Source organism: Ruegeria sp. BF10, assembly GCF_056538725.1.
Map to the genome: position 1 here is coordinate 96,642 of NZ_JBQFTR010000006.1, position 22,366 is coordinate 119,007.

The window sequence follows — 22,366 nt, forward strand, 5'->3', positions numbered from 1 at the left end:
CGACATGGCAGATATCACCCTTTTGGACGGCTCTATCGGGCAGGAACTGGTAAAACGCAGTGGCGACCGGGCGACACCGCTGTGGTCGACGCGCGTGATGATCGATCACCCCGATTTGGTCGCGGAAGTACACCGCGACTATTTCCGCCGGGGTGCGACGGTCGCGACAACCAATACTTATGCCGTGCATCGCTCTCGTCTGGTGCGGGTGGGGATGGAGGATCAGATGCCCACCCTGATCGACACTGCCCTGACACAGGCGGAACGTGCCCGCGCAGAAACCGAGGGCCGGATCGCGGGTGCATTGGGGCCGTTGCTGGCATCTTATCGACCCGATCTGAACCCGGATCCGGCGGACGCGGCTGAAAAGTTCGCCGAACTTGTGGCCATGATGGCCGCGCGGGTCGATCTGTTTCTGATCGAGACCGTATCTTCGATACAGGAAGCCGAGGGCGCATTGCGTGGCACGGCCGGATGCGGAAAACCGGTTTGGCTGTCCCTGTCGGTCAATGATGACGATGGCAGCCTTCTCAGGTCCGGCGAAGCGTTGGCGGACATTGCTCCGCTGGTGGAAGAGTTTTCGCCCGATGCCGTGTTGATCAACTGTTCGCGCCCCGAAGCGATCCCGGCGGCGCTGGAGGTTCTGTCCGGCATGAATCGGCCATACGGGGCCTACGCCAATGGTTTTACGCATATTTCGGATGGCTTCCTTCAGGATGCGCCGACCGTGGATGCCCTGCAAGAACGGCATGACCTTGGCCCAGGGGCTTATGCGGATCAGGTGATGCGGTGGATCGATCAGGGGGCAACGATTGTTGGCGGGTGCTGCGAAATCGGGCCGGATCATATCGAAGAACTGGCGCACCGGGTGCGGGCCGCCGGTCATAACATCGTTTGAAGAAAATGGCGGCAAAACCTACTTCGGACGCTCCAAAACAGGCCATACGGCATTTCGACATCCTTGTCGCGCCGGGTTTCGTGCTGCTGGAACTGGCGTCTTTGGTCGAGGTGTTGAGGCTGGCCAACCGTGTATGCCCAAGCCCTCCGTTCACCTTCACCTATCGCTCGCTCAAAGGTGGCCCGATCGCCAGCAGCAGTGACGCCGTGGTTCAAACAGAAGCGGTGCCGCCTCAGCCCAAGGCGGACTACCTGTTCGTAATCGGCAATTCAGATCCGGATCATCCGGATTTGTCGTTGGGGCGGGTGGTGTCGGATTATACCTTCCGGGGCGCCAAGGTGTTCCTGCTGGCCGAAGCCGCCAGCCGCTATATCGACGAGCAGGGAACAGCCGACCTGGCAACCCATTGGGAAAACGCATCGTTCCTGCGGGAACGCGGCGCCCGGTTCGAAGCCAAGCTGTCGATCGCAACCGAACAGGGCGCAGTGGTGACATGTGCCGGGATGGAGGCCACAACGGATATCGCCTTGGCAGTGATCGGGCGTCATGTCTCGGGACCGGCGAAGATGACCGTGGCCGACATCATGCTGCATGAGAACATCCGCGATTTTGCCTCGATGCAGCCATTCTCGGGCGCCAAGTTGACCGCGACAGGCGATTCGAAGCTGGATCAGTGTATAAAGCTCATGCAGGCCAATATCGAAGACCCCCTGCCGATCAATCAGATCGTCGAGTCGCTGCACCTGTCGAATCGGTCCCTCGAGCGTAAGTTCAAAACCTTTTTTGGAACCACTCCCAACGGATTCTACCGGGAAATGCGACTGGCCAAGGCAAATAACCTGTTGCTGAACACCACGATGAGCGTTCGCGAAATTGGAATGGCCTGTGGTTTCCCGAACGGTTTTTCGTCTGTGTACAAAAGCTTCTTCGGGGTAACGCCTTTTGTCGTACGTCGGCAAAAGCGCGCGGCTTCACATCGGTGAAAACTGCGGATTATGTGACGCTTTTGGTGCATTTATTGTCGATCTTCCATGGCAACCTATGCCAAACCTGACACAGCGGAGATTTCAGGATGGTTGATCTTCCCAGCAAGGCCCGAGCGGTCATCATCGGCGGTGGCGTCATCGGATGCTCGGTCGCGTATCATTTGACCAAGAAGGGTTGGAAGGACGTCGTGTTGCTTGAACGAAAGCAACTGACCAGTGGCACCACCTGGCATGCGGCGGGTCTGATTGCGCAGCTGCGCGCCACCGCAAACATGACCAAGCTGGCGAAGTACAGTCAGGAGCTGTATGGCTCGCTGGAAGAGGAAACCGGCGTCGCCACCGGCTTCAAGCGCTGCGGCTCGATCACCGTGGCGCTGACCGAGGAACGCAAAGAGGAAATCTATCGTCAGGCTGCGATGGCGCGGGCGTTTGGTGTCGAGGTCGAAGAAATCTCGAATGAGCGCGTGCAGGAGCTGTATCCGCACATCAATCTCGAGGGTGTCAAAGGTGCGGTCTATCTGCCGTTGGATGGGCAGGGTGATCCCGCCAATATTGCGCTGGCCCTGGCCAAGGGCGCCCGCCAGCGCGGAGGCGTGGTGAAAGAGAGGGTAAAGGTCACCGACATCGTCAAACAGGGCCGCCGCGTGACCGGTGTCGATTGGGTGGCCGATGACGGCAGCGCCTCGGGTCATATCGAATGCGACATGGTGGTGAACTGCGCGGGCATGTGGGGCCACGAAGTTGGCCGAATGGCCGGCGTGAACGTCCCGCTGCATGCCTGCGAACACTTCTATATCGTGACCGAAAACATCGACGGCCTGACCCAGCTGCCGGTGCTGCGGGTGCCGGATGAATGCGCCTATTACAAGGAGGATGCCGGAAAAATCCTGCTGGGTGCATTTGAACCCAACGCCAAGCCCTGGGCGATGAATGGCATCCCGGACACGTTCGAATTCGACCAGCTGCCCGAGGATTTCGACCATTTTGAACCGATCCTCGAAGCCGCCTGCGAACGGATGCCGATGCTGGCCGAGGCCGGTATCCACACCTTCTTCAACGGCCCCGAGAGCTTTACGCCTGACGATGCCTATCATCTGGGTCTGGCGCCTGAGATGGACAATGTCTGGGTTGCCGCCGGGTTCAACTCGATTGGCATTCAATCGGCAGGCGGTGCGGGCATGGCGCTGGCCGAATGGATGGATTCGGGTGAAAAACCCTTTGACCTGGGCGATGTGGACATCAGCCGGATGCAACCCTTCCAAGGCAACAGGAAATACCTGTTCGAACGGTCCAAGGAGACGCTGGGCCTGCTCTATGCCGACCACTACCCCTATCGCCAGAAAGCCACGGCGCGCGGCGTGCGCCGGACGCCGTTCCACCACCACCTGAAAGAACACGGGGCCGTGATGGGCGAACTGGCCGGGTGGGAGCGCGCCAACTGGTTCGCCAATGAAGGGCAAGAGCGCGAATACAACTATAGCTGGAAGCGCCAGAACTGGTTCGACAACTCGGCCGCCGAACACCGCGCGGTGCGCGAAAACGTGGGCATGTATGACATGTCCTCGTTCGGCAAGATCCGCGTCGAAGGCCCCGATGCCCAGAAGTTCATGAACTTTATCGGTGGCGGCGACTACGCGGTGCCCAACGGCAAGATCGTCTACACGCAGTTTCTGAACCGTTCCGGCGGAATCGAGGCGGATGTCACCGTGACACGTCTTACCGAGACGTCCTATTTGGTGGTCACCCCGGCAGCGACGCGGCTGGCGGATCAGACCTGGATGATGCGTCATTCGGGCGATTTCAACGTGGTCATCACCGATGTCACGGCGGGTGAAGGCGTTCTGGCGGTGATGGGTCCGAATGCGCGGGCCTTGCTGGAAAAGGTTTCGCCAAACGATTTCACCAACGCGGCAAACTCCTTCGGCACCGCGCAGGAAATCGAGATCGGCATGGGCCTCGCCCGCGCCCACCGTGTCACCTATGTGGGCGAGCTTGGATGGGAGATCTATGTCTCCTCCGACATGGCGGGCCACGTCTTTGAAACGCTGCACGATGCGGGGCAGGGCATGGGGCTGAAACTCTGTGGCATGCACATGATGGACAGTTGCCGGATCGAAAAAGGTTTCCGCCATTTCGGCCATGACATCACCTGCGAGGATCACGTGGTGGATGCGGGGCTGGGCTTTGCCGTCAAGGTGGACAAGGGCTGCGACTTCATCGGCCGCGAGGCGGTGATCGCGCGCAAGGAAAGTGGGCCGAAATCGCGCCTGGTTCAATTCCGCCTGACCGATCCCGAGCCGCTGCTGTTCCACAATGAACCGATCATCCGCGATGGCGAGTATGTGGGCTATCTCAGCTCGGGCAACTATGGCCACACGCTGGGTGGCGCCATCGGTTTGGGTTACGTGCCCTGCGAAGGGGAGAAGGCTGCGGACGTTCTGGCCTCGACTTACGAGATCGACGTCTGTGGCACGAAAGTCCGGGCCGAGGCGTCGCTCAAGCCGATGTATGACCCGAAATCCGAACGGGTCAAGGTGTGACCACGGGGTTCGGTGGGGGCTCTGCCCCCGCCGCCTTCGGCGACTCCCCCGGGGTATTTTCGGCCAGATGAAGATTGGTGCCCCTTGTTCATCTGGCCACAAATATCCCGGAGCGCGAGGCAGAGCCTCGCATTTCAGACCTCAGCTGAAAAGCGTGGTCTGACAACTCATCAAACATCGTTATGTGACACTTCACTGTTTTCAGAGTTTTCAACCCGTTCATTTCTGCCTTAAACCGAACCGGTATCAACCGGAGACCCGATGTGGCAGACACGCTTCTACCTTCACAGAACACGGACACACCAAAGGGGCTTGCGCTGGCAGTCACGGCCTATGTCCTGTGGGGGTTTTTGCCTCTGTACATGAAAGCGCTGGACCATATGGGCGCGGTCGAGGTTGTGGCGCACCGTGTTATCTGGTCAGTGCCCGTGGCCGGGTTGTTGCTGGTTGTCCTGGGCCGAACCCGGGATCTGAAGGCCGCGCTTGGCAACCCGAAGATGTTGGGCATGGCCGCTTTGACCGCTGCGCTTATTTCCGTGAACTGGGCGATTTACGTATGGGCCATTTCCACGGGCAACGCATTGGATGCAGCGCTGGGATATTACATCAACCCTCTGTTCAGTATTGCGCTGGGGGCAATCCTGTTGAGGGAACCCCTGACACGGACACAATTATTCGCGGTTGGATTGGCTGCGATCGGTGTGGTGGTACTTGTGGTGGAAGCCGGTCGTTTGCCTTGGGCCGCTCTTGGCTTGATGGTCAGCTGGGGGTTCTACGCGTTCTTCAAGCGCTCGTTGCCGATTGGGCCGAACCAGGGTTTCCTGCTCGAGGTCCTGATCCTTTTGATTCCGGCACTGGTCTATGTCACCTTTTTGGGTGTGCAGGGCACAGGACATTTCGGCGTGGCGATGTCGGACACCTTGTTGCTGTCCTGTGCAGGGGTTGTGACGGCGGTGCCGTTGCTGGTTTACGCAAATGGCGCCAAACTGGTGCGTCTGTCCACGATGGGCATTCTGCAATACATCGCGCCGACCATGATTTTCATTACAGCAATAACCCTGTTCGGTGAGAAGATAGACACCGGCCGGATGATTGCGTTCCCACTGATCTGGGCGGCTCTGGTCGTTTACTCGATCCCTATGATCCGGCAGGCGCGCGGTCAGGCCTGAAGCAACAGACGCGCGGCTGCATCCGCCCAAAGCGCATACGCCCGGGGGCTGGGATGATAGCCATCCGGTGCAGCCAATGCCGGGTCGTCCGGCAGATCGAGGGGCAGGTGTTGAACATGCGGAAAAGCAGCGACAACCTCTTGCAGCCCCTGGTCCAGGCGCGCGGCTTGGCATCCTAGTACCCAGGCCAGTGGCTGGGGCAGGGCCGGAAACCTGTTCATCTGCGGGACAGCGGTGACGACGATGCGCCGAGCGCCCAGGTCTTCGGAAAGCAAGCGGATGAGACGGGTCTGGCGGTGCGCAAGTTGCTGGCGTGTTACAGCCCGGGTGACATCATTGACCCCGAGTGCCGTAACGACAGCATCGAATTCGCCATTTATCTGCGACAGGCGGTCAATCGTATCCTGGGTGGTGTGCCCGGTTGTCGCTTCCAACTGCCATTCGACCGCGTAGTGCCTTGCCAGACGGTTGACCAGATGTCCGGATAACGCCTGATCCTGCGTGCCCGCGCCCACTCCGGCTGCCGAGCTGTCACCGGTGATCAGAAGCCGCAGGCGCGGCCCGCGCCCTGTGCGGCCCTCGCGCGGGCCAGTCGGTTCCGGCAGCAGCTGAGCGTTCCGTCGCACCGATAGGCCCTGCGCGGCAAGCACCGGAAGCAAAGGCACCCGCAAAATCTGATCGGCAGCCAATGAACGTGGCATTGTCAGCTCAGCGCGTTTTTGAATTCCAGAAAACGGGCGTCGGTCATAACCCGCGCCATCATGGCATCGCGCAAGGCACCTACCGTTTTGTAGGGGCGCATGACGACCTCGAAAACCTGAATCAACCCGTCGTCATTCAACGTAATCAGATCGACACCGATACCATCCAGATCACCGACTTTGCATTGAAATTCCAATGCCCAGTCTTTCCCGCCGCCCATGATGCGCCGATACCGAAAATCTGAAAACACCTGCCCGACATGCCCCAGAACGGCCGCGACCGGAGCGCGCCCTGTCCAGGTGCTGTAGTAGGTTGGTGGCAGGAACTGCACATCTTCGGCCAAAAGTTCGTGGATCAAGGCCTCATCGCCCTTCGCGACAACCTCTTGCATGCGTTCTATTGTCGGGTGCATGGCATCTCCTCCGCTTTTTTGGGGAGAAGGTCACCGAACATGGGCGGGCATGCAAGGACGACGTTGCGGGAGGTCACGAGCTGGGATAGGCACCCCTGCATGAGCGAAACCTATGATCCCCCTCAAACCCCGCTGGATGTGTTGCATGAAGACGCACAGCTGATCGTGGTGAACAAGCCTCCGGGCCTGCTTTCCGTTCCGGGGCGGGGGGCGCATCTGTCCGATTGTCTTTTGACCCGGGTGCAGGATGCATTTCCACAGGCCCTGCTGGTGCACCGGTTGGACCGGGACACGTCCGGTGTCATGGTCTTTGCCCAAACGCCGCACGCGCAGCGCAACCTGAGCATGCAATTCGAGCAGCGTCAGACCCGCAAAACTTATATCGCCCGTGTCTGGGGGCAGTTGGAACCCAAGACCGGTACCGTTGATCTGCCTCTGATCGTGGACTGGCCCAACCGGCCCAGACAGATGGTTTGTCATGCGACGGGCAAACCTGCCGTGACGGACTGGCGTGTCGTGAAGACCGAAGACGATACGACGCGTGTGCGTCTGTTTCCCAAAACGGGCCGGTCTCATCAGCTTCGCGTTCATATGCAGGCTTTGGGCCACCCGATCCTGGGCGATCCATTCTATGCAACAGGTGATGCGCTGGGCTTCCCCAGATTGATGCTGCATTCAGAGGAACTGCGTCTGAAACACCCGGAAGGCGGGGTTTCGATGAAGTTCCGGGCCCGGCCCGAGTTCTGATCTCAGGCCGTGCTGGTCCAGAGCATCTTCAGATTTCCCAACGAAAAACGTCTTGATCGTTTCTTTGAAACGGGCTGCTTGCACTGCCGGGCCATGGCGATTTCGCGCTCGATCTCGAAGGCGCGCAGGGTGTGGTCCTGAGACCATTGCCCCAGCCTGAGTGTCATCATGACATGGGTGTCGAGATATGGCATTTTTCGTGCTCCTTTTCGTGATGCCATTCCAATTTGACCCATCTCTCCTGACACCCTCTTGTCAGTGGGGTGTGCTAGGGTGTCAGCATGGTGACAGGAGGATGCAATGCGCCGTTCGACCCGATTGTTTGAAATCATCCAGATCCTGCGGGCTGCGGGCGCTCCGGTCACGGCAGAGGCACTGGCCGCAAAGTTGGAGGTGTCCGTGCGCACGGTCTATCGGGACATTGCCGAGTTGCAGGCGCAACGGACGCCCATCGAAGGTGAGGCCGGTATCGGGTACGTGATGCGGCGCGGCTATGATCTGCCGCCGCTCAATTTCGATGCAGAAGAGGTTGAGGCCTTGTGGGTTGGACTGTCCATGTTGGCGCGTACCGGCGACAGCCATCTTCAACGGGCTGCCAGTCGAATATGTCAGAAGATCGACGCGCTGCACTGCCCTGCTGACTGGTTGCAGGTTGCCCCATGGGGTGCCCCGGCGGACGATCCGGAAAAGGGTTGTGTTTCGATTGCACATTACCGCGAAGCCATTCGGGCAGAACGGAAAATCCGTATCACCTATGAAGATGGTGAAGGCGAACGCACGGTCCGGGTCGTGCGCCCTGTGGCGCTGATCTATCACATCGAATGCACGATGCTGGCAGGCTGGTGCGAACTGCGCAACGGGTTTCGCCATTTCCGCACCGACCGTATCTGGTCCAGCGAATGCACGGAGGAAAGCTTTTCAGGACAGAGCAGGTCGTTGCGCGACCTCTGGCAGGAACAGCAGAATGCAGAAGCGTTCGTTGAAACGGTTTGAATACGCGTTTGGCGGGTATTCGCCGATCTCACCGCATTGTTGCTTGAGCCGCCAAGCCTGCACAGTGATATACTGAGGAAAACGAAGCATGCCCGAATAACGGGTGCTGGAGCAGAAGGTGATATCATGACGATTTCCAAGTTTTTCGTGGCCACGGGCTTGTGTTCAGCCCTTGTGTTGGCGGCCTGTACCGATCCGGGCACGCTGACAGTACAAAACGACCCGAACCAGAACGCCAAACAAGGCGCCGTATTGGGTGGTCTGGTTGGCGCTGGTATCGGGGCGATTGCCAATAACTCGAACCCCGGTCTGGGTGCGCTGGCCGGTGCCGCAATCGGTGCTGCCGGGGGCGGAGTGATCGGCAATCAACTGGACAAGCAGGCTGCGGAGCTGCGTCAACAGCTGGCAAATGACGGAATCACGATCGTCAACGCAGGGGATCGCCTGATTGTGACGGTCCCGAATGACATCACCTTTGACACCGACAGTTCGACCGTACGCCCGGCGCTGCGGTCTGATCTGGTGAAAGTGGGCCAGAACCTCGTCAACTACCCGAATTCGAACGTGCAGATCATCGGGCACACTGACAGCGACGGAGACGCAACCTACAATCAGGGCCTGTCAGAACGCCGCGCGAACGCAGTGGCCGATATCCTTCAGGCCAATGGTGTCAGCTACAACCGCATTCGCACGATCGGGCAAGGTGAAAACAACCCTGTCGCGTCCAACCTGACGCCCGAAGGAAAATCGCAAAACCGGCGTGTCGAGATTGTCGTGGTGCCCAGCGGAAACGCGTAACCCCTGCGTATTGTGAACAGCGGGGCCACCCTTTGGGCGGCCCCCTTCGCGCAATGACTGTGCGTCAAATGGGGTTTGGATCAGGGTGAACTCGGTCTAACTTGCGACAAACACAGAAACGGAGCTTTCCCGATGTCCCAACCGACCCTTCTTGGCCTGTCCGGGTCCCTGCGCCAGAACGCGACCAACCGTAAGCTTCTGCGCGAGGCGGCTCGGTTGTTCGAGCCGGCGAGCTTTGTCGAAGCGGATTTGAACCTGCCCCTCTACGATGGTGATCTGGAAGACGGAGAAGGGATTCCCGAAGCGGTTCAGACGTTGGCCAATCAGATCGCACAGGCCGATGCGGTGATCATCTCGACACCTGAGTACAACAAGGGCCCATCGGGTGTTCTGAAGAACGCGCTGGATTGGGTCAGCCGAACGCAAGGCAATCCATGGGCCGACAAACCGGTTGCGGTAATGTCGGCGGCTGCTGGTCGTGCGGGCGGGGAGCGGGCGCAGATGATCCTGCGGGCCTGTATGGTTCCCTTTCAGCCGCGCATCCTGCAAGGGCCCGAAATCCATCTGGCGAACAGTTCGAACGAATTCGACGATCAGGGAAGGCTGCGTTCCGATCGCTATGAAAAGTCCTTGCACGATTTGATGCAGAAACTTAGGGCCCAGGCCGGGTTCTGATCGCGGGTCAGGCAAATGACGCAAGAGAGACAGACCGATCTTCTGGATCCGGCCCGCGCGGCCGCATTTCAGGTGGCGCTGGGCGCTGTGCCGACGATCGCCAGTGGTTCGGAATTGCCGCCCTTCTTCCATCAGCTCTATTTCTGGACCCCGCAACCGGCTGCCGCATTGGGCCGGGATGGGCATCCCAAGATTGGGGGCCTGATCCCGGATATGGGGTTGCCGCGCAGAATGTGGGCCGGGGGGCGGTTGACCTTTCACGCTCCTCTGATCGCAGGGATCACCGCCGAAAAGAAATCGGTTCTTGAAAGCCAAAGCGCCAAGGTGGGGCGGTCCGGCCCGTTGGGCTTTGTCACTTTGCGGCACGAGATCTGGCAGAACGGTCAGTTGCGCGTGACAGAGTGGCAGGATCTCGTCTATCGCGAAGATCCTGCGCCGGATGCTGAAACGCCCCAACCGCCCAGAGCGCGCACCGATGAAACCGATTTCCGCGAAGTCGGGTTCGATTCAACCTTGTTGTTTCGATACTCGGCCCTGACCTTCAATGGCCACCGTATTCACTATGATCTGGATTATGCGCGCGATGTGGAAGGATATGGCGGGCTGGTCGTGCACGGGCCGCTTCTGGCGCAGCTTCTGATGTTGTTCGCGGTGGATCTGAGCGGTCCGCTCGCCTCGTTTTCGTTCCGTGCGACTTCACCTTTGGTGCATTTCGAAACTGCCCAGTTGTGCCGGAGAGGTGAAAACATGTGGGTGCGCGGCCCTGACGGGCGGCGATGCATGCAGGCTGTCGTACAGTCACAATGAGGCTTCGGGCCGGAACTCATCAGGAATCCTATCCCGATCTTCCAGCATAAGATCGGCCATGACCTCGGCGATTTTGGGGGCCATGCCGAACCCGATTTTGAACCCGCCATTGGCGATGAACTGCCCCTGATGCAGGGGATGCGCGCCCAACATCGGCGCACGGCTTTTGCTGCGAGGGCGCACACCGGCCCAGCGTTCGATCACCTCGGCCCCGTGCAACAGGGGCAGGACGCGCGTGGCGCGGTCTATCACGTCGTCCAGAGCTTCGTCCGTGCTGGTCGGGTCATCGTAGTCCCGTTCCGAGGTCGATCCGACCGCAAGTGTTCCGTCTGCATGTGGGACAATGTGAATCGCGTCGGCGAACAGTTGCGGCACTTCCCCCGCGTCGAAGCGCAACAGGGCGGCCTGCCCTTTGACACCATTTCCGACGGTCTTGCCGTAGGCGTCGTTCAGTTCCTGCAATCCTGCAAGGCCCGTGGCGTGGATGACGTGCCCCTTGTCCTCGGCTTCACTGACAATGTGGACGCCCATGACCTCCAGGGCTGCGACCAGCGCGGCACAGGCCCGCCGGGGGTGCATCCGTGCCGTCAACGTATCCCGGATGACAAAGCCAGTGGGGCTGGGCGGGCACCATGAACCCGCTTGGGCTGTGGTCATGACACGCCATTCCGCGCGGCCTTGCCAAAGCTCATCTGCGGTGCCTGCGCGCTGGCGGGCCAATTCCAGACCACGCGCGTCCGGGATCGGCTGTAGGCGGCCCAGCCGGCCATAGCCGGGGGAAACCCCGCCGGTGTCTTCGACCTGCCGCCAGAACGGTTCAGCCATGATCAGGCTGTCGAACTGAAATGCTTTCTTGGCGTTCCAGTTTTCCGGCACATGCGGGGCCAACGCGCCGACCAGACCTCCGCTGGACCCCGCGCCTGGTCCGAACGGATCGACAACCTGCACGTTTGCGCCGCGTCGCGCACAAATCCAGGCGATGGAAAGGCCGAAAATTCCCGCGCCGCGAACCGTCACATCGACCATTGCCAATTCCCTTTTCCTTGTTCAGTGTCGCGCCGCTTAGCTACAGGATTCCCCGATGGCAGACCAGCGCGCCAAATTGACGTGGACCGAAGATCAGATCCCGGTCTCGGACCGCTTCGACGACCCATATTACTCGTTGCAGAACGGGCTGGAAGAGACGCGCCATGTGTTTCTGGCGGGAAATGATTTGCCTGCACGGTTTGCGCCGGGGTTTCACATTGCCGAGTTGGGTTTCGGCACCGGCCTGAACCTGCTGACGGCCTGGTCGGAATGGGAAGCATCCGGCCAAAAAGGGCCATTGCGCTTTACCAGTTTCGAAGCCTTTCCCATGGCGCCGGAAGACATGCAACGCGCGCTCGGGTCCTTTCCTGAATTGCATCCGTGGAGCAGCCGTTTTCTGGCGCATTGGACAGGACGCACATGTACATTGGAGTCGCTTCAGTTCGAGGTGGTGATCGGCGATGCGCGCAAGACATTGCCGAACTGGGACGCAATGGCAGATGCCTGGTTTCTCGACGGGTTTTCACCGGCCAAGAACCCTGAATTGTGGGGTGTGGGCCTGATGCAGGACGTGGCAAACCACACTGTCACGGGGGGGACGGCGGCCACGTATACGGCCGCGGGCTTTGTGCGCCGGGGGCTTGAAAGTGCCGGTTTCAACGTAACCCGCACGCCCGGCTTTGGCCGCAAACGGCACATGACACGGGCACGCAAAGCATGACCCAAAAGAACAATGTGGGCGCGGGCATCGCATTGATGGTGGGCGCGACGATTGTCTTTGCCTTGCAGGACGGTATCTCGCGCCATCTGGCCGGAACCTACAACACCTACATGGTGGTCATGATCCGCTATTGGTTCTTTGCAGCTTTCGTCATCGCTCTGGCTGCGCGGGCCCCCGGTGGGCTGAAGGCGGCCACAAAGACAAGTCAGTTGGATGTGCAGATCGTGCGGGGGGTGCTGCTGGCGGCCGAGATCTGCATTGCGGTGTTCGGCTTTACGGTCCTTGGCCTGATCGACAGTATGGCGGTTTTCATCTGCTATCCTTTGCTTGTCGCCGCGCTGAGCGGGCCGGTGCTGGGTGAAAAGGTCGGATGGCGGCGGTGGGTCGCGATCGGTGTCGGCTGCATCGGCGTTCTGATCATCCTGCAACCGGGCGCCGGGGTCTTTAACCCATGGGCTGTCATACCTTTGATTTCCGCATTGCTGTTTGCGATCTATGGCCTTTTGACGCGATATGTCGCCCGTCAGGACAGCGCGGCGACCAGCTTTTTCTGGACCGGTGTCGCCGGGGCCGTGGCGATGACCGTGTTTGGCATGTGGTTCTGGGAGCCGATGGCGCGCAGCGACTGGCTCTGGATGGCGCTGCTTTGTGTCAGTGGGGTGTTCGGGCACTGGCTGCTGATCAAGTGTTATGAGATGGCCGAAGCCAGTGCGGTTCAACCCTTTGCATATTTCCACCTAGTTTGGAGCGCGATCCTGGGTATTTCGATCTTTGGCGAAACGTTGCGCCCCGAAGTCGTGGCGGGCGCAACCATCGTCGTAGCCGCAGGTTTGTTCACCTTATGGCGCGAACGCCGCCAGAGATGATCCGATCAGTTCCTGCGAAAAAGGAATCGGAAGGGCGGGTTGCCCCAGGCGCGCACGGTAGACCGGCAGGCTTTCGGTCACGCGCATCACGTAGTTTCGCGTTTCGCTGAACGGGATCGTCTCGATCCAGTCGACGATATCGACCTCGCCTGTGCGTGGGTCACCATAGCGTTCCATCCACGAGATCGGACGCCTTGGCCCTGCATTATACCCCGCCGCCATCATCACAACGTTGCCGTTGAAATCGGCTGCCAGACCGGAAAGGTAGTTGGCCCCAAGCTTTGCGTTGTATTGCCAGTCCGTGGTCAATCGCCCGGTTTGATGGCCGCCGAGAATGCCCAGCTCGCCCGCGACCAGCTTGGCCGTGGCGGGCATTACCTGCATCAGGCCGCGCGCGCCCGCACCGCTGACGACAACCGGGTCGAACTCGCTTTCGCGGCGCGCGATCGCCAGTGTCATTTCCTTGGCCATCGGCAATCGCATATCGGCCACCGGGTGGACCGGGTAATAGGCCGCAGGAAGGACAGTACCGTTGGTCGCGGCCCGTTTGGCGATCATCACGGCCAGATGCGGTTGTTTCAGTTCAATCACCAGATCGCCCAGCTGACTGGCCTGCACTGGATCAAGGCCTTCCACCAGATGGGTCAGGAACCGTTCGGACAGGTTTGCTTCTCCGGCTTTCAACAACAGCAACCCGGCCTCCAAAACGCTGGAATCGGCAAACTCCGCCTGCCGCCAATGCGGCGCGCGACGCGGATTGGCCAGTTCCGCATCAAACGGTCGTCCGATCCGTTCTGCGGCCAACAGACCGTAGAATGAGGTCTGGTAGTCGGCCCCCATCGCATAGGCGTCATACGCCTTGTCCGCGTCACCCAGTGCCGCGTAAGCGCGCCCAAGCCAATAGCCACCACGGCCTTTCGAGATCGGAGATTTCACGGCGTCCGAAAAGTTCTGGAAGTGGCGAACGGCGGTGGCTGGATCATTCAGTTTGCGAAGCGCCAGAAAACCGGCCAGCCATTCAAGATCGGCATAGCCGTAACCCATTTCCGGGGTCATGTGATGATTGGCGGCCACGTCATATGCGCGCGCCGCACGGCCCGATCGCATCTCAAGCCGTGCAAGACGGCGCCGTCCCTCGGCCCATTTGTCAGGCTCACCCAGTGCATCAGGCCCGGTAGAGCGTGCCAGCATCAGATCGACGGCGCTGTCATCCAGCTCTTTCTTGTCGCGCCAGACAAAACGATCGAAGGCCAGCCCCGGCGCATCTGCCAGAGACTTGGGAACTGCTGCCACCTTGGCGTCCACACCGGGTTGGCGTTTCTGCAATGCTATGCGCGCTTCGGCCAGTTTGCGTTCGTCCGAACCGATCAAAGGCAACATCTGCCCGGCGCTCACAAGATGACCGTCCCACAGCATTCTGTCCAACCGCGCCGCGTGATGCGGTTTCAGCAATGTGGCAAAGTTCTCCAGATAGCTTTTTTGCAGGCCCGAACCCATTGGCATGGTGCGCCAGGCTGTCACAATGTCGGCCTCCGCCTCTCCGATGCGTCCCTTGGCTTTCAGGGCAACGGCGTAGTTCAACGCCCCCTCTGCTGTCTGAGGCGGCATGTCGGCATAGAATTTCAGAGCTCTGTCGGGATCGGCTCCGGTGAAAACGGGCTCGCTCTTGCGGCGCAGCCACGCCAAACCGGGCCAGTCCGGCCGACGTTCGAGAAACACCAATACGTCGCCAGAGCTGCCGAACCCCTCGCGCAGCCAGTGCCAGACGATGATATCACGCGATACGGAACCTCGCTGGCCGGATACGCGCAACGCTGCGTTCCAGTCGCCTTTGCGCATTTCGTCAAGCCCGGCGCGCAAATCAGCCGCAGCATCTGCCCGCGCTGAATGCGGCGCAGTCACCGAATACAGAATCACAGCAGTCAACAGTGCCAGAAAGCGTGTCATCCCTTGCATTTCCCAACCAACCGAGGATAGAGCCTGTGAGGATAAACCGTGCGTCGCCGGGATCAACTCACAAAGCTGGAAACGTGAGGGACCGCGGCGCAAAAACAGCAAAATGCACCTTGAAGGAGCGTGTCATGTTCAAAGGCTCGATGCCAGCCCTCGTCACCCCGTTCAACAACGGCGAGTTGGACCTGAAGACGCTCAAACATCTGGTGGATTGGCAGATATCCGAAGGCTCGACCGGGCTGGTGCCTGTGGGAACCACCGGCGAAAGCCCGACGCTCAGCCACGAAGAGCATGAGACGGTGATCGACGAGGTCGTCAAAACCGCTGCGGGCCGCGTTCCTGTCATTGCCGGTGCCGGGTCGAACAACACGGTCGAAGCTGTCCGCTTCGTTCAGTTCGCTGAAAAAGTCGGAGCGGATGCGGCGCTGGTCGTTACGCCGTATTACAACAAACCGACTCAGCGCGGCCTGATCGCGCATTTCGAGGCGCTGCATGCGGCCGCGGATATCCCGATCATCATCTACAACATTCCGGGCCGTTCAGTCATTGATATGACGCCTGCCACAATGGGTGAACTGGCCAAGCTTCCCCGTATCGTCGGGGTCAAGGATGCAACAGGCGACCTGGCCCGTGTCAGCCAGCAGCGCGCTGCCTGTGGCGCAGATTTCTGCCAACTGTCCGGCGAAGACGCCACGGCCCTTGGGTTCAATGCCCATGGCGGTGTTGGCTGCATCTCGGTGACTGCAAACGTGGCCCCTAGGCTCTGCGCCGAATTCCAGCAGGCCACGCTGGCCGGAGATTATGCAAAGGCCTTGGAGTATCAGGACAAACTGATGCCGCTGCATGAGGCGATCTTTATCGAGCCGGGCCTTGTCGGTGCCAAATATGCACTCAGCAAACTGGGCCTTTGCAGCACCGAAGTCCGCTCACCCCTGACCGAGCTGGAAGCCAGCACCAAGGAAGCCATCGAGGCCGCAATGGCCCATGCTGGCCTGATCTGACCGGTATTTCAGAATATGACGAAGGGCGGCCTCTGACCTTGAGCGCCGCCCTTTCTTTTCCATGTTTCCAGACTTCATCTGGCTAAAAATATCCCGGGGGAGTCGCGGCCCGCCGCGGCGAGGGCAGCGCCCCCTCTACCGTTTGCCGTAGTACAACCCCACGACATGTTCCGCCTGCGCAAAGAACAGCCAGCGCGACGTTGCAACGCCCGCCAGATGCGAGGCCACGGCCAGCAGGGCGAAGACGTGATTGAACGGCAGCAACAACAGCAGAACCGGCAGCACGAATGCCAGAACGAACGAGATCAGCCGCAGTTTCTCGGCGTGTTTGCGTCCGACCACGTGCACAAACTCCCGCAGCAGATAATTGGTGCCGGTATGGGGCGGCTCAAAGGCGCGGACGGAACCGCGCGTGCCAAGCCCTGTGGCTGTTCCCAGATTCGTTCCCGATGATGCAAACGCCTGATCTCCCTTGCGCCAGTACAGTATCTGCACCAGCGCCGCGATCAGCAGCAGCGGCAGAGCTGCGCTTGTCTGACCTGCCAGCAAGGCACCGCCGGCCAGGCTGAAGCTGAGGAACATGGCAGGTGTCAGGTTCATGTTCCAGCGTGGGATGGTCTTGAGTTGCGTATAGATCATCGAGGTCGTGAACACGGTCGCCAGCGACAATCCTGCGCCGATCCAGCCCAGAAAACCCCAACGCTGGTCCAGAAACACCACGCCAATCGCATAAAGCCCGATGATGACCAGCGCGAGTACGGCACACCAGCCTTCACGGCTGAGCCAGCTGGTTTTCCATTGGGTGAAGGCCTTCAAGGCCCGTTCCGGATGGCCAAGGTGGAAGGTCGAGGCCAAAAGCCCGCCGACGGCCAGACCATAGGCAATGGCGAAGAACACAAAAGCCACCCAACCCGAGACAGCCGGAAACCCCAGACCAAGAAAGAACAGCAGTCCGAATCCCAGACCGGACAGGGTGGTGAACAGAATGACGGATGGTGCGGGATGCATCAGAGTTTCTCCAACGTCTTGTCGAGCCAGCCGAGGAACCCCTTGGGCTCGTCGGCGATGGGTGCCAGCAGGGGGGCCAGTATGTCGATCTGGTCTTCCACGGTGTCCTTGGGGCGCGGGGGCAGGTATTTGTTGACGGGTTTGGTGCCCATTTCCGGCATCAGGTCCATCCCGCCTCGTTCTGCAACCAACTGGCTGACATCGCTGTCAGGATCGCCCAGATCGCCAAAGTGCCTTGCGCCCGCAGGGCAGGTGCGAACACAGGCTGGGATACGGTCGACTTCGGGGAGGTTTTCGTTGTAGATGCGGTCAACACAAAGTGTGCATTTCTTCATCACGCCTTCGGCTACATCCAGTTCCCGCGCACCGTAAGGGCAGGACCAGGCGCACAGGCCGCACCCGATACAATCGCTTTCATTGACCAATACGATGCCATCCTCGACCCTCTTGTAGCTGGCGCCGGTGGGGCAAACGGTAACGCAGGGCGCGTCTTCGCAATGCAGGCAGGATTTTGGGAAGTGGATCAGCTGGGCGTGCCCGTCGGCAGGTTGCACTTCGTAGGAATGCACGCGGTTGAGGAAGGTGCCCGAAGGGTTTGCACCGTAGGCGTCCTGATCCGAAAGCGGGGCCCCGTAGTTTTCAGTGTTCCAGCCTTTACAGGAAATAACGCAGGCGTGGCAGCCAACACAGGTGTCAAGGTCGATGACCAGACCCATCTTGCGGTCGGTGGAGTTAGGTAGCTGGGTCATGTCAGTGAACCTCTGCTTTGGGGGGCAGGTGAGGGGGCCAGCCCCCTCTTGAGCCTGCGGCTCAATTCACCCCCGGGATATTTTTGGCCAGATGAAGTGCGGATCCGGGTCATTTGCCCACCTTCCAGGCCAGGTTCTCAGGGCCGGTTCCGACCGGAGATTTGATCGGGTCGAAATTCGGCTGGCTTTGCGCATCGGCGGGCGCGTCGGTTTTTTCGATTTTGACCTTCAGGTCGAACCATGCCGCCTGACCTGTGATCGGGTCCGAATTGGCCCAGCGCATTCCATCTTCTTTGGACGGCAGCAATTCGTGAATCAGGTGGTTGAGCAGGAAACCTTTGGTCGCCTCTGGCGCGTCGTCCTGCAAAGCCCAGGCACCTTTGCGTTTGCCGATGGCGTTCCACGTCCAGACCGTGTTGTCGTTCAGCGCGGCCATCTCCATCACAGGCACGGTGATCTCACCGTGTGGGGAGCTGACTTTTGCCCAGTCTCCGTCTTGCAGGTTGTGTTCTCGCATCAGTTTGGTCGGGACATAAAGCGGGTTGTGCCCGTGCAACTGGCGCAGCCACGCGTTCTGTGTACCCCAACTGTGATACATGGCCATTGGGCGTTGGGTCAGGGCGTTGACCGTGAAACCTTCATTGCCCTGCTGGTCGGTTTCGTACCAGATCGGCAGCGGGTCCATGGTGTCCTTGATGCGCTGGCGCAGGTGCTCGGGCGGTTGGCGGTCACCGTAACCTTCGGCAGCCAGCTGGAAACGGCGCATCGGTTCGGAATAGAGCTGGAACAGATAGGGTTGAGGGCTGTCATAGATGCCCATCCCGACAGCCCAGTCCTGATAGGCGGTGTTCCAAGGCTTGTAGTAATCCGCGCCTTCCGGGATATGCGCCACATAAAACCCACCGTTTGCGATATACCGGTTCAGTTGATCCGGATTGACTTCGCCGCGGCCTTCCTTGTCACCATCCGAACCCCGGAAGCCGGCCAGCGGGCCGATGCCGGGACGTCGTTCGTGGTTGACGATGTAATCTGCGTAGTCTTTCCACTTTGGGCTGCCGTCCTCATTCGTGAAACCCGGCAGGCTCATGCGGTTGGCCAGTTCGATCAGAACCGACTGGAAGCCACGCACGTCACGGTCGGGTTCGACCACCGGCCAGCGAATGGCGTCTGCTGCGGCGTCGGCCTCGCAGATCGGGCGATCCAGCAGAGAGATACAATCGTGCCGTTCGAGATAGGTGGTGTCGGGCAGGATCAAGTCGGCATAAGCCACCATTTCCGAAGAATAGGCATCGGAGTAGATGATGCGCGGGATGACGTAATTGCCGTCTTCGGTCTTGGCCGTCAGCATCTCCATCACACCTTTGGTGTTCATGGAGGAGTTCCACGACATGTTCGCCATATACATGAACAGCGTGTCGATCTTGTAGGGATCACCGGCAGCCGCGTTCGAGATCACCATATGCATCAACCCATGCGCGGACATCGGGTTTTCCCAGGTGAACGCCTTGTCGATGCGTTGCGGTGTGCCGCAGTCGTCCAGCAGCAGGTCTTCGGGACCCCGGGGGAAGCCCAGATGCGGGCCGTTCAGCGGGCGTCCCGGACGCCTGTCGCCATGGGGCGTCGGGTGCGCTTCGACCGGTTTGGGATAGGGTGGCTTGAAACGGAAACCGCCTGGCACCTCGACTGTTCCCAGCAGGATCTGAAGCACGTGCAAAGCGCGGCAGGTCTGGAATCCGTTGGCATGGGCCGAAACGCCCCGCATGGCATGGAAGCTGACGGGACGACCAATCATCTTGGTGTGCTTTTCGCCCCGAAAATCAACCCATTCCTGATCCAGTTCGATCGCCTCGTCAAAAGCGACCCGGGCGATTTCGGCGGCAATGGCCCGGATACGTTTGGCGGGGATGCCGCAGCGATCGGCCACCGCCTCGGGCGCGTGTTCATCGCTGAGGTATTTCTCGGCCATCAGGTGGAAAACGGGGCGGTGCGTTACACCGTCCTTGTCATAGGTCGCCGACAGGTCCGGGCGCACGCCGGGCTTGTCGAATGCGGTTGGCTTGCCCGTCTTGCGATCAATTACCAGCGGCTTGCCGTCCTCGTCGCGCAGGAACAGGCCCTTTTCCGCACCCTCGCTTGCATTCACCAGAACCGGCGCATTGGTATAGCGGCTCAGGTAATCCAGATCGATCTTGCCGGCTTTCATCAGCACGTGGATCAACGATAGGATAAACAGACCATCTGTGCCGGGTGTGATCCCGACCCAGTCATCGGCAACAGCGTTATAGCCCGAGCGGATCGGGTTCACTCCGATCACCCGTGCGCCGCGCGCCTTGATCTTGCCGATCCCCATTTTTATCGGGTTGCTGTCATGATCCTCGGCCACGCCGAACAGCATGAACAGTTTGGTGTGATCCCAATCGGGTTGTCCAAACTCCCAAAACGCGCCCCCCATCGTGTAAATGCCACCGGCCGCCATATTGACCGAGCAGAAGCCGCCATGGGCTGCATAGTTCGGAGTGCCGAAATTCTGGGCCCAGAAACTGGTGAAGCTCTGGCTCTGGTCGCGGCCCGTGAAAAAGGCCAGCTTTTGCGGTGCGGTTTCATGCAGTTCGTTCAGCCAGCCAACAGCGGTGCTGAGCGCCTCGTCCCATTCGATTTCGCGAAATTCACCCGAGCCGCGTGGGCCGACACGCTTCAGCGGTTTGCGCAGGCGAGAAGGGGCGTTGACCTGCATGATCCCGGCAGAGCCCTTGGCGCACAGCACACCCTTGTTGACCGGGTGGTCCCGGTTTCCTTCGATATAGGCAACCTTGCCATCTTTCATGTGAACGTTGATGCCGCAGCGGCAGGCGCACATATAACAGGTGGTTTTGCGGACCTCGTCCGAAACTTTCGGAGACGTTTCAAGGATCGGCTGCTGATGGGTCATTGGCGGGTCCTGTCGGTTGTGTCGGGAGGACTGTGTCACTTTCCTTCCGATTAGAGAACATCGTTCTGAAAACGACGCGAGTTATGGGCATTATTCCCTGATGGCTTGCAGTGCGGTCACGGCGATCATCTGGGTCACATCTTCGGCGCTGCATCCGCGGGACAGATCGTTGGCGGGTCGCGCCAACCCCTGCAAAACCGGGCCGATCGCGGTGTAACCCCCCAGTCGTTGCGTGATCTTGTAGCCGATATTGCCCGCGTCGAGATTGGGAAAGATCATCACGTTGGCTTGGCCGGCGACCGAAGATCCGGGCGATTTGCGATCCCCGACCGAGGGCACGAAGGCCGCGTCGAACTGAAGCTCACCGTCGACCTCGAGATTTGGGGACATTCGGCGCAGTGTTTCTGTGGCCTCGATCACCTTGTCGACATCGGGATGCTTCGCGCTGCCCTTGGTCGAGAAGCTGAGCATGGCGATCTTGGGGTCAACCCGCAGTAGTGCCCGCGCCGATTTGGCCGAGGCGACGGCAATTTTGCTCAACTCGTCAGCGCTGGGATCGATGACCAGACCGCAGTCCGAATAGAGCATTGCCCGCGCTCCGGGCTGAGCGTTTTCCGGCGGGTACATCAGGAAAAAAGACGATACCATTCCGGCATCAGGGGCCATGCCGATCACCTGAATGGCCGCGCGTACAATGTCTCCGGTCGTGTGAACGGCACCACCTACGGTTCCAGTGGCCCGCCCGCTGCGTACCAGCATGGCGGCATAGACAGGCGGTGTTTCAACGGTGGCACGGGCCTTGGTTGCATCGACGCCCTTGTGTTGGCGCAGTTCAAAATAGGTTTGGGCAAATTCCTCGGTCAGGTCCGAGGTTGCCGGGTCGTGAACCATGACGCCGTCAGAGCGAGTGGCATTCTGGTTTTTGAGGGCGGCTTCGACTTCGGCTTGTGGACCGACCAGAATGACATCGGCCAGCCCGGCCTGTTGGGCGGCCAGCGCCCCCGCGACAACGCGGGGATCACTGCCTTCGCATAACGAAATCACAGGGCGCGAGGCCGGGGCGCACTGACGCAACAGCTCAATGGGTGTCATTGTCATACGCTCTGGCCTCGTCCTTTGATCAAGCTTCCTGAGCTTTCATGTCGTCAGCCGAGATTCCGGCGACGGCGACGGGTTTTTTCATTGCGTCGCGGCGGAAGGGTTCGCCGAGCTCCTGGTTGATCAGGGCCTCGATCAGCGTGGTGATGCCGTTCTTCTGGTCCTCGATCGCCTGGTTCAGCGCTGCGGTCAGCTCGTCCTGGGTGCGGGCCACGACGCCCTTCAGGCCACAGGCCTGCGCGATACCGGCGTAAGACACTTTGGTGTCCAGTTCGGTGCCCACGAAAT

At 60.0% G+C, this 22,366-nt stretch carries 21 protein-coding genes and 1 pseudogene; 12 read left to right on the forward strand and 10 right to left on the reverse strand.

Translation table 11 applies throughout. The features are described from left to right. Nucleotides 1-4 precede the first annotated feature (4 nt). The 4 genes from ACR0DJ_RS18415 to rarD all read left to right on the forward strand — a co-directional run bounded on the left by ACR0DJ_RS18415 (nt 5) and on the right by rarD (nt 5,593). Nucleotides 5-898: a homocysteine S-methyltransferase family protein gene (locus tag ACR0DJ_RS18415; protein ID WP_480685947.1), complete on the forward strand. Its 894-nt coding sequence runs from the start codon at nt 5-7 to the stop codon at nt 896-898. Nucleotides 899-903: 5 nt separating this feature from the next. Then, on the forward strand, nt 904-1,881 hold the full coding sequence (locus ACR0DJ_RS18420) for a GlxA family transcriptional regulator (protein WP_257599407.1): 978 nt from the start codon (nt 904-906) through the stop codon (nt 1,879-1,881). An 89-nt stretch (nt 1,882-1,970) separates the two neighbouring features. Continuing rightward, nucleotides 1,971-4,424: a GcvT family protein gene (locus ACR0DJ_RS18425; protein ID WP_480685948.1), complete on the forward strand. Its 2,454-nt coding sequence runs from the start codon at nt 1,971-1,973 to the stop codon at nt 4,422-4,424. A gap of 263 nt (nt 4,425-4,687) precedes the next feature. Then, a complete protein-coding gene (gene rarD, locus ACR0DJ_RS18430; protein WP_170345620.1) occupies nt 4,688-5,593 on the forward strand; it encodes an EamA family transporter RarD in 906 nt (301 codons plus the stop codon). On the opposite strand, the gene ACR0DJ_RS18435 is transcribed toward rarD, so the two are convergent. Beyond that, on the reverse strand, nt 5,584-6,294 hold the full coding sequence (locus ACR0DJ_RS18435) for an SGNH/GDSL hydrolase family protein (RefSeq protein ID WP_480685949.1): 711 nt from the start codon (nt 6,292-6,294) through the stop codon (nt 5,584-5,586). The two genes, rarD and ACR0DJ_RS18435, sit on opposite strands and share 10 nt — an antisense overlap. Before the next feature lie 2 nt (nt 6,295-6,296). Next, nucleotides 6,297-6,707, reverse strand: coding sequence for a nuclear transport factor 2 family protein (locus tag ACR0DJ_RS18440; protein ID WP_170345622.1), 411 nt, complete (start codon nt 6,705-6,707; stop codon nt 6,297-6,299). A gap of 99 nt (nt 6,708-6,806) precedes the next feature. Between ACR0DJ_RS18440 and ACR0DJ_RS18445 the strand changes: the two genes are divergently transcribed. Then, nucleotides 6,807-7,454 carry an RluA family pseudouridine synthase gene (locus tag ACR0DJ_RS18445; protein WP_480685950.1) on the forward strand — a complete coding sequence of 216 codons (648 nt, stop codon included), beginning with the start codon at nt 6,807-6,809 and terminating at the stop codon, nt 7,452-7,454. A gap of 2 nt (nt 7,455-7,456) precedes the next feature. Here ACR0DJ_RS18445 and ACR0DJ_RS18450 read toward each other — a convergent pair whose 3' ends face one another. Next, nucleotides 7,457-7,648: a hypothetical protein gene (locus ACR0DJ_RS18450; RefSeq protein ID WP_170345624.1), complete on the reverse strand. Its 192-nt coding sequence runs from the start codon at nt 7,646-7,648 to the stop codon at nt 7,457-7,459. A 106-nt stretch (nt 7,649-7,754) separates the two neighbouring features. On the opposite strand from ACR0DJ_RS18450, the gene ACR0DJ_RS18455 reads away from it, so the two are divergent. The 4 genes from ACR0DJ_RS18455 (at nt 7,755) to ACR0DJ_RS18470 (ending at nt 10,727) form a co-directional block, all read left to right on the forward strand. Further along, the gene (locus ACR0DJ_RS18455) at nt 7,755-8,447 is read left to right on the forward strand and encodes a helix-turn-helix transcriptional regulator (RefSeq protein WP_480685951.1); all 693 of its coding nucleotides are present in this window, start codon (nt 7,755-7,757) and stop codon (nt 8,445-8,447) included. A 126-nt stretch (nt 8,448-8,573) separates the two neighbouring features. Continuing rightward, the gene (locus ACR0DJ_RS18460) at nt 8,574-9,245 is read left to right on the forward strand and encodes a YiaD family glycine zipper/OmpA-like lipoprotein (protein ID WP_170345626.1); all 672 of its coding nucleotides are present in this window, start codon (nt 8,574-8,576) and stop codon (nt 9,243-9,245) included. Nucleotides 9,246-9,377: 132 nt separating this feature from the next. Continuing rightward, nucleotides 9,378-9,920: an NADPH-dependent FMN reductase gene (locus tag ACR0DJ_RS18465; protein WP_480685952.1), complete on the forward strand. Its 543-nt coding sequence runs from the start codon at nt 9,378-9,380 to the stop codon at nt 9,918-9,920. A 15-nt stretch (nt 9,921-9,935) separates the two neighbouring features. Beyond that, entirely contained in the window at nt 9,936-10,727 is a 792-nt protein-coding gene (locus ACR0DJ_RS18470; RefSeq protein ID WP_480685953.1) for an HTD2 family dehydratase, read from the forward strand. Here the strand turns inward: ACR0DJ_RS18470 and ACR0DJ_RS18475 are convergent. Continuing rightward, nucleotides 10,719-11,753: an NAD(P)/FAD-dependent oxidoreductase gene (locus tag ACR0DJ_RS18475; protein WP_480685954.1), complete on the reverse strand. Its 1,035-nt coding sequence runs from the start codon at nt 11,751-11,753 to the stop codon at nt 10,719-10,721. The two genes, ACR0DJ_RS18470 and ACR0DJ_RS18475, sit on opposite strands and share 9 nt — an antisense overlap. Nucleotides 11,754-11,808: 55 nt before the next feature. Here ACR0DJ_RS18475 and mnmC2 point away from each other — a divergent pair, with 55 nt between their 5' ends. Both mnmC2 and ACR0DJ_RS18485 read left to right on the forward strand, forming a co-directional pair. Next, complete coding sequence (gene mnmC2, locus ACR0DJ_RS18480) at nt 11,809-12,474, forward strand: tRNA (5-methylaminomethyl-2-thiouridine)(34)-methyltransferase MnmC2 (protein ID WP_170345629.1); 666 nt, start codon at nt 11,809-11,811, stop codon at nt 12,472-12,474. Beyond that, a complete protein-coding gene (locus ACR0DJ_RS18485) occupies nt 12,471-13,340 on the forward strand; it encodes a DMT family transporter (RefSeq protein WP_480685955.1) in 870 nt (289 codons plus the stop codon). The genes mnmC2 and ACR0DJ_RS18485 overlap by 4 nt, the downstream gene beginning before the upstream one ends. On the opposite strand, the gene ACR0DJ_RS18490 is transcribed toward ACR0DJ_RS18485, so the two are convergent. Next, complete coding sequence (locus ACR0DJ_RS18490) at nt 13,314-15,287, reverse strand: lytic transglycosylase domain-containing protein (RefSeq protein ID WP_480685956.1); 1,974 nt, start codon at nt 15,285-15,287, stop codon at nt 13,314-13,316. The two genes, ACR0DJ_RS18485 and ACR0DJ_RS18490, sit on opposite strands and share 27 nt — an antisense overlap. 134 nt (nt 15,288-15,421) lie before the next feature. Between ACR0DJ_RS18490 and dapA the strand changes: the two genes are divergently transcribed. Next, a complete protein-coding gene (dapA, locus tag ACR0DJ_RS18495; protein ID WP_480685957.1) occupies nt 15,422-16,294 on the forward strand; it encodes a 4-hydroxy-tetrahydrodipicolinate synthase in 873 nt (290 codons plus the stop codon). Between the two features lie 135 nt (nt 16,295-16,429). Here dapA and ACR0DJ_RS18500 read toward each other — a convergent pair whose 3' ends face one another. The 5 genes and pseudogenes from ACR0DJ_RS18500 to ACR0DJ_RS18520 form a co-directional block, all read right to left on the reverse strand. Next, a complete protein-coding gene (locus tag ACR0DJ_RS18500; RefSeq protein ID WP_480685958.1) occupies nt 16,430-17,302 on the reverse strand; it encodes a dimethyl sulfoxide reductase anchor subunit family protein in 873 nt (290 codons plus the stop codon). Further along, nucleotides 17,302-18,051, reverse strand: coding sequence for a 4Fe-4S dicluster domain-containing protein (locus tag ACR0DJ_RS18505; RefSeq protein ID WP_170345634.1), 750 nt, complete (start codon nt 18,049-18,051; stop codon nt 17,302-17,304). Before ACR0DJ_RS18505 ends, ACR0DJ_RS18500 begins: the two co-directional genes overlap by 1 nt. A gap of 109 nt (nt 18,052-18,160) precedes the next feature. After that, entirely contained in the window at nt 18,161-20,980 is a 2,820-nt protein-coding gene (locus tag ACR0DJ_RS18510) for a molybdopterin oxidoreductase family protein (protein ID WP_170345635.1), read from the reverse strand. 90 nt (nt 20,981-21,070) lie between these two features. Beyond that, a complete protein-coding gene (pta, locus tag ACR0DJ_RS18515; RefSeq protein WP_425080075.1) occupies nt 21,071-22,078 on the reverse strand; it encodes a phosphate acetyltransferase in 1,008 nt (335 codons plus the stop codon). A gap of 22 nt (nt 22,079-22,100) precedes the next feature. Further along, nucleotides 22,101-22,366, reverse strand: a pseudogene (locus tag ACR0DJ_RS18520) (sulfoacetaldehyde acetyltransferase); the annotation flags it as partial.

Excerpts from the sequence above, each read along its gene's own strand:
- ACR0DJ_RS18415 (WP_480685947.1), top strand. The coding sequence starts at position 5 with ATGGCAGATATCACCCTTTTGGACGGCTCTATCGGGCAGGAACTGGTA.
- ACR0DJ_RS18420 (WP_257599407.1), top strand. The coding sequence starts at position 904 with ATGGCGGCAAAACCTACTTCGGACGCTCCAAAACAGGCCATACGGCAT.
- ACR0DJ_RS18425 (WP_480685948.1), top strand. The coding sequence starts at position 1,971 with ATGGTTGATCTTCCCAGCAAGGCCCGAGCGGTCATCATCGGCGGTGGC.
- ACR0DJ_RS18435 (WP_480685949.1), bottom strand. The coding sequence starts at position 6,294 with ATGCCACGTTCATTGGCTGCCGATCAGATTTTGCGGGTGCCTTTGCTT.
- ACR0DJ_RS18440 (WP_170345622.1), bottom strand. The coding sequence starts at position 6,707 with ATGCACCCGACAATAGAACGCATGCAAGAGGTTGTCGCGAAGGGCGAT.
- ACR0DJ_RS18445 (WP_480685950.1), top strand. The coding sequence starts at position 6,807 with ATGAGCGAAACCTATGATCCCCCTCAAACCCCGCTGGATGTGTTGCAT.
- ACR0DJ_RS18450 (WP_170345624.1), bottom strand. The coding sequence starts at position 7,648 with ATGCCATATCTCGACACCCATGTCATGATGACACTCAGGCTGGGGCAA.
- ACR0DJ_RS18455 (WP_480685951.1), top strand. The coding sequence starts at position 7,755 with ATGCGCCGTTCGACCCGATTGTTTGAAATCATCCAGATCCTGCGGGCT.
- ACR0DJ_RS18460 (WP_170345626.1), top strand. The coding sequence starts at position 8,574 with ATGACGATTTCCAAGTTTTTCGTGGCCACGGGCTTGTGTTCAGCCCTT.
- ACR0DJ_RS18465 (WP_480685952.1), top strand. The coding sequence starts at position 9,378 with ATGTCCCAACCGACCCTTCTTGGCCTGTCCGGGTCCCTGCGCCAGAAC.
- ACR0DJ_RS18470 (WP_480685953.1), top strand. The coding sequence starts at position 9,936 with ATGACGCAAGAGAGACAGACCGATCTTCTGGATCCGGCCCGCGCGGCC.
- ACR0DJ_RS18475 (WP_480685954.1), bottom strand. The coding sequence starts at position 11,753 with ATGGTCGATGTGACGGTTCGCGGCGCGGGAATTTTCGGCCTTTCCATC.
- mnmC2 (WP_170345629.1), top strand. The coding sequence starts at position 11,809 with ATGGCAGACCAGCGCGCCAAATTGACGTGGACCGAAGATCAGATCCCG.
- ACR0DJ_RS18485 (WP_480685955.1), top strand. The coding sequence starts at position 12,471 with ATGACCCAAAAGAACAATGTGGGCGCGGGCATCGCATTGATGGTGGGC.
- ACR0DJ_RS18490 (WP_480685956.1), bottom strand. The coding sequence starts at position 15,287 with ATGACACGCTTTCTGGCACTGTTGACTGCTGTGATTCTGTATTCGGTG.
- dapA (WP_480685957.1), top strand. The coding sequence starts at position 15,422 with ATGTTCAAAGGCTCGATGCCAGCCCTCGTCACCCCGTTCAACAACGGC.
- ACR0DJ_RS18500 (WP_480685958.1), bottom strand. The coding sequence starts at position 17,302 with ATGCATCCCGCACCATCCGTCATTCTGTTCACCACCCTGTCCGGTCTG.
- ACR0DJ_RS18505 (WP_170345634.1), bottom strand. The coding sequence starts at position 18,051 with ATGACCCAGCTACCTAACTCCACCGACCGCAAGATGGGTCTGGTCATC.
- ACR0DJ_RS18510 (WP_170345635.1), bottom strand. The coding sequence starts at position 20,980 with ATGACCCATCAGCAGCCGATCCTTGAAACGTCTCCGAAAGTTTCGGAC.
- pta (WP_425080075.1), bottom strand. The coding sequence starts at position 22,078 with ATGACAATGACACCCATTGAGCTGTTGCGTCAGTGCGCCCCGGCCTCG.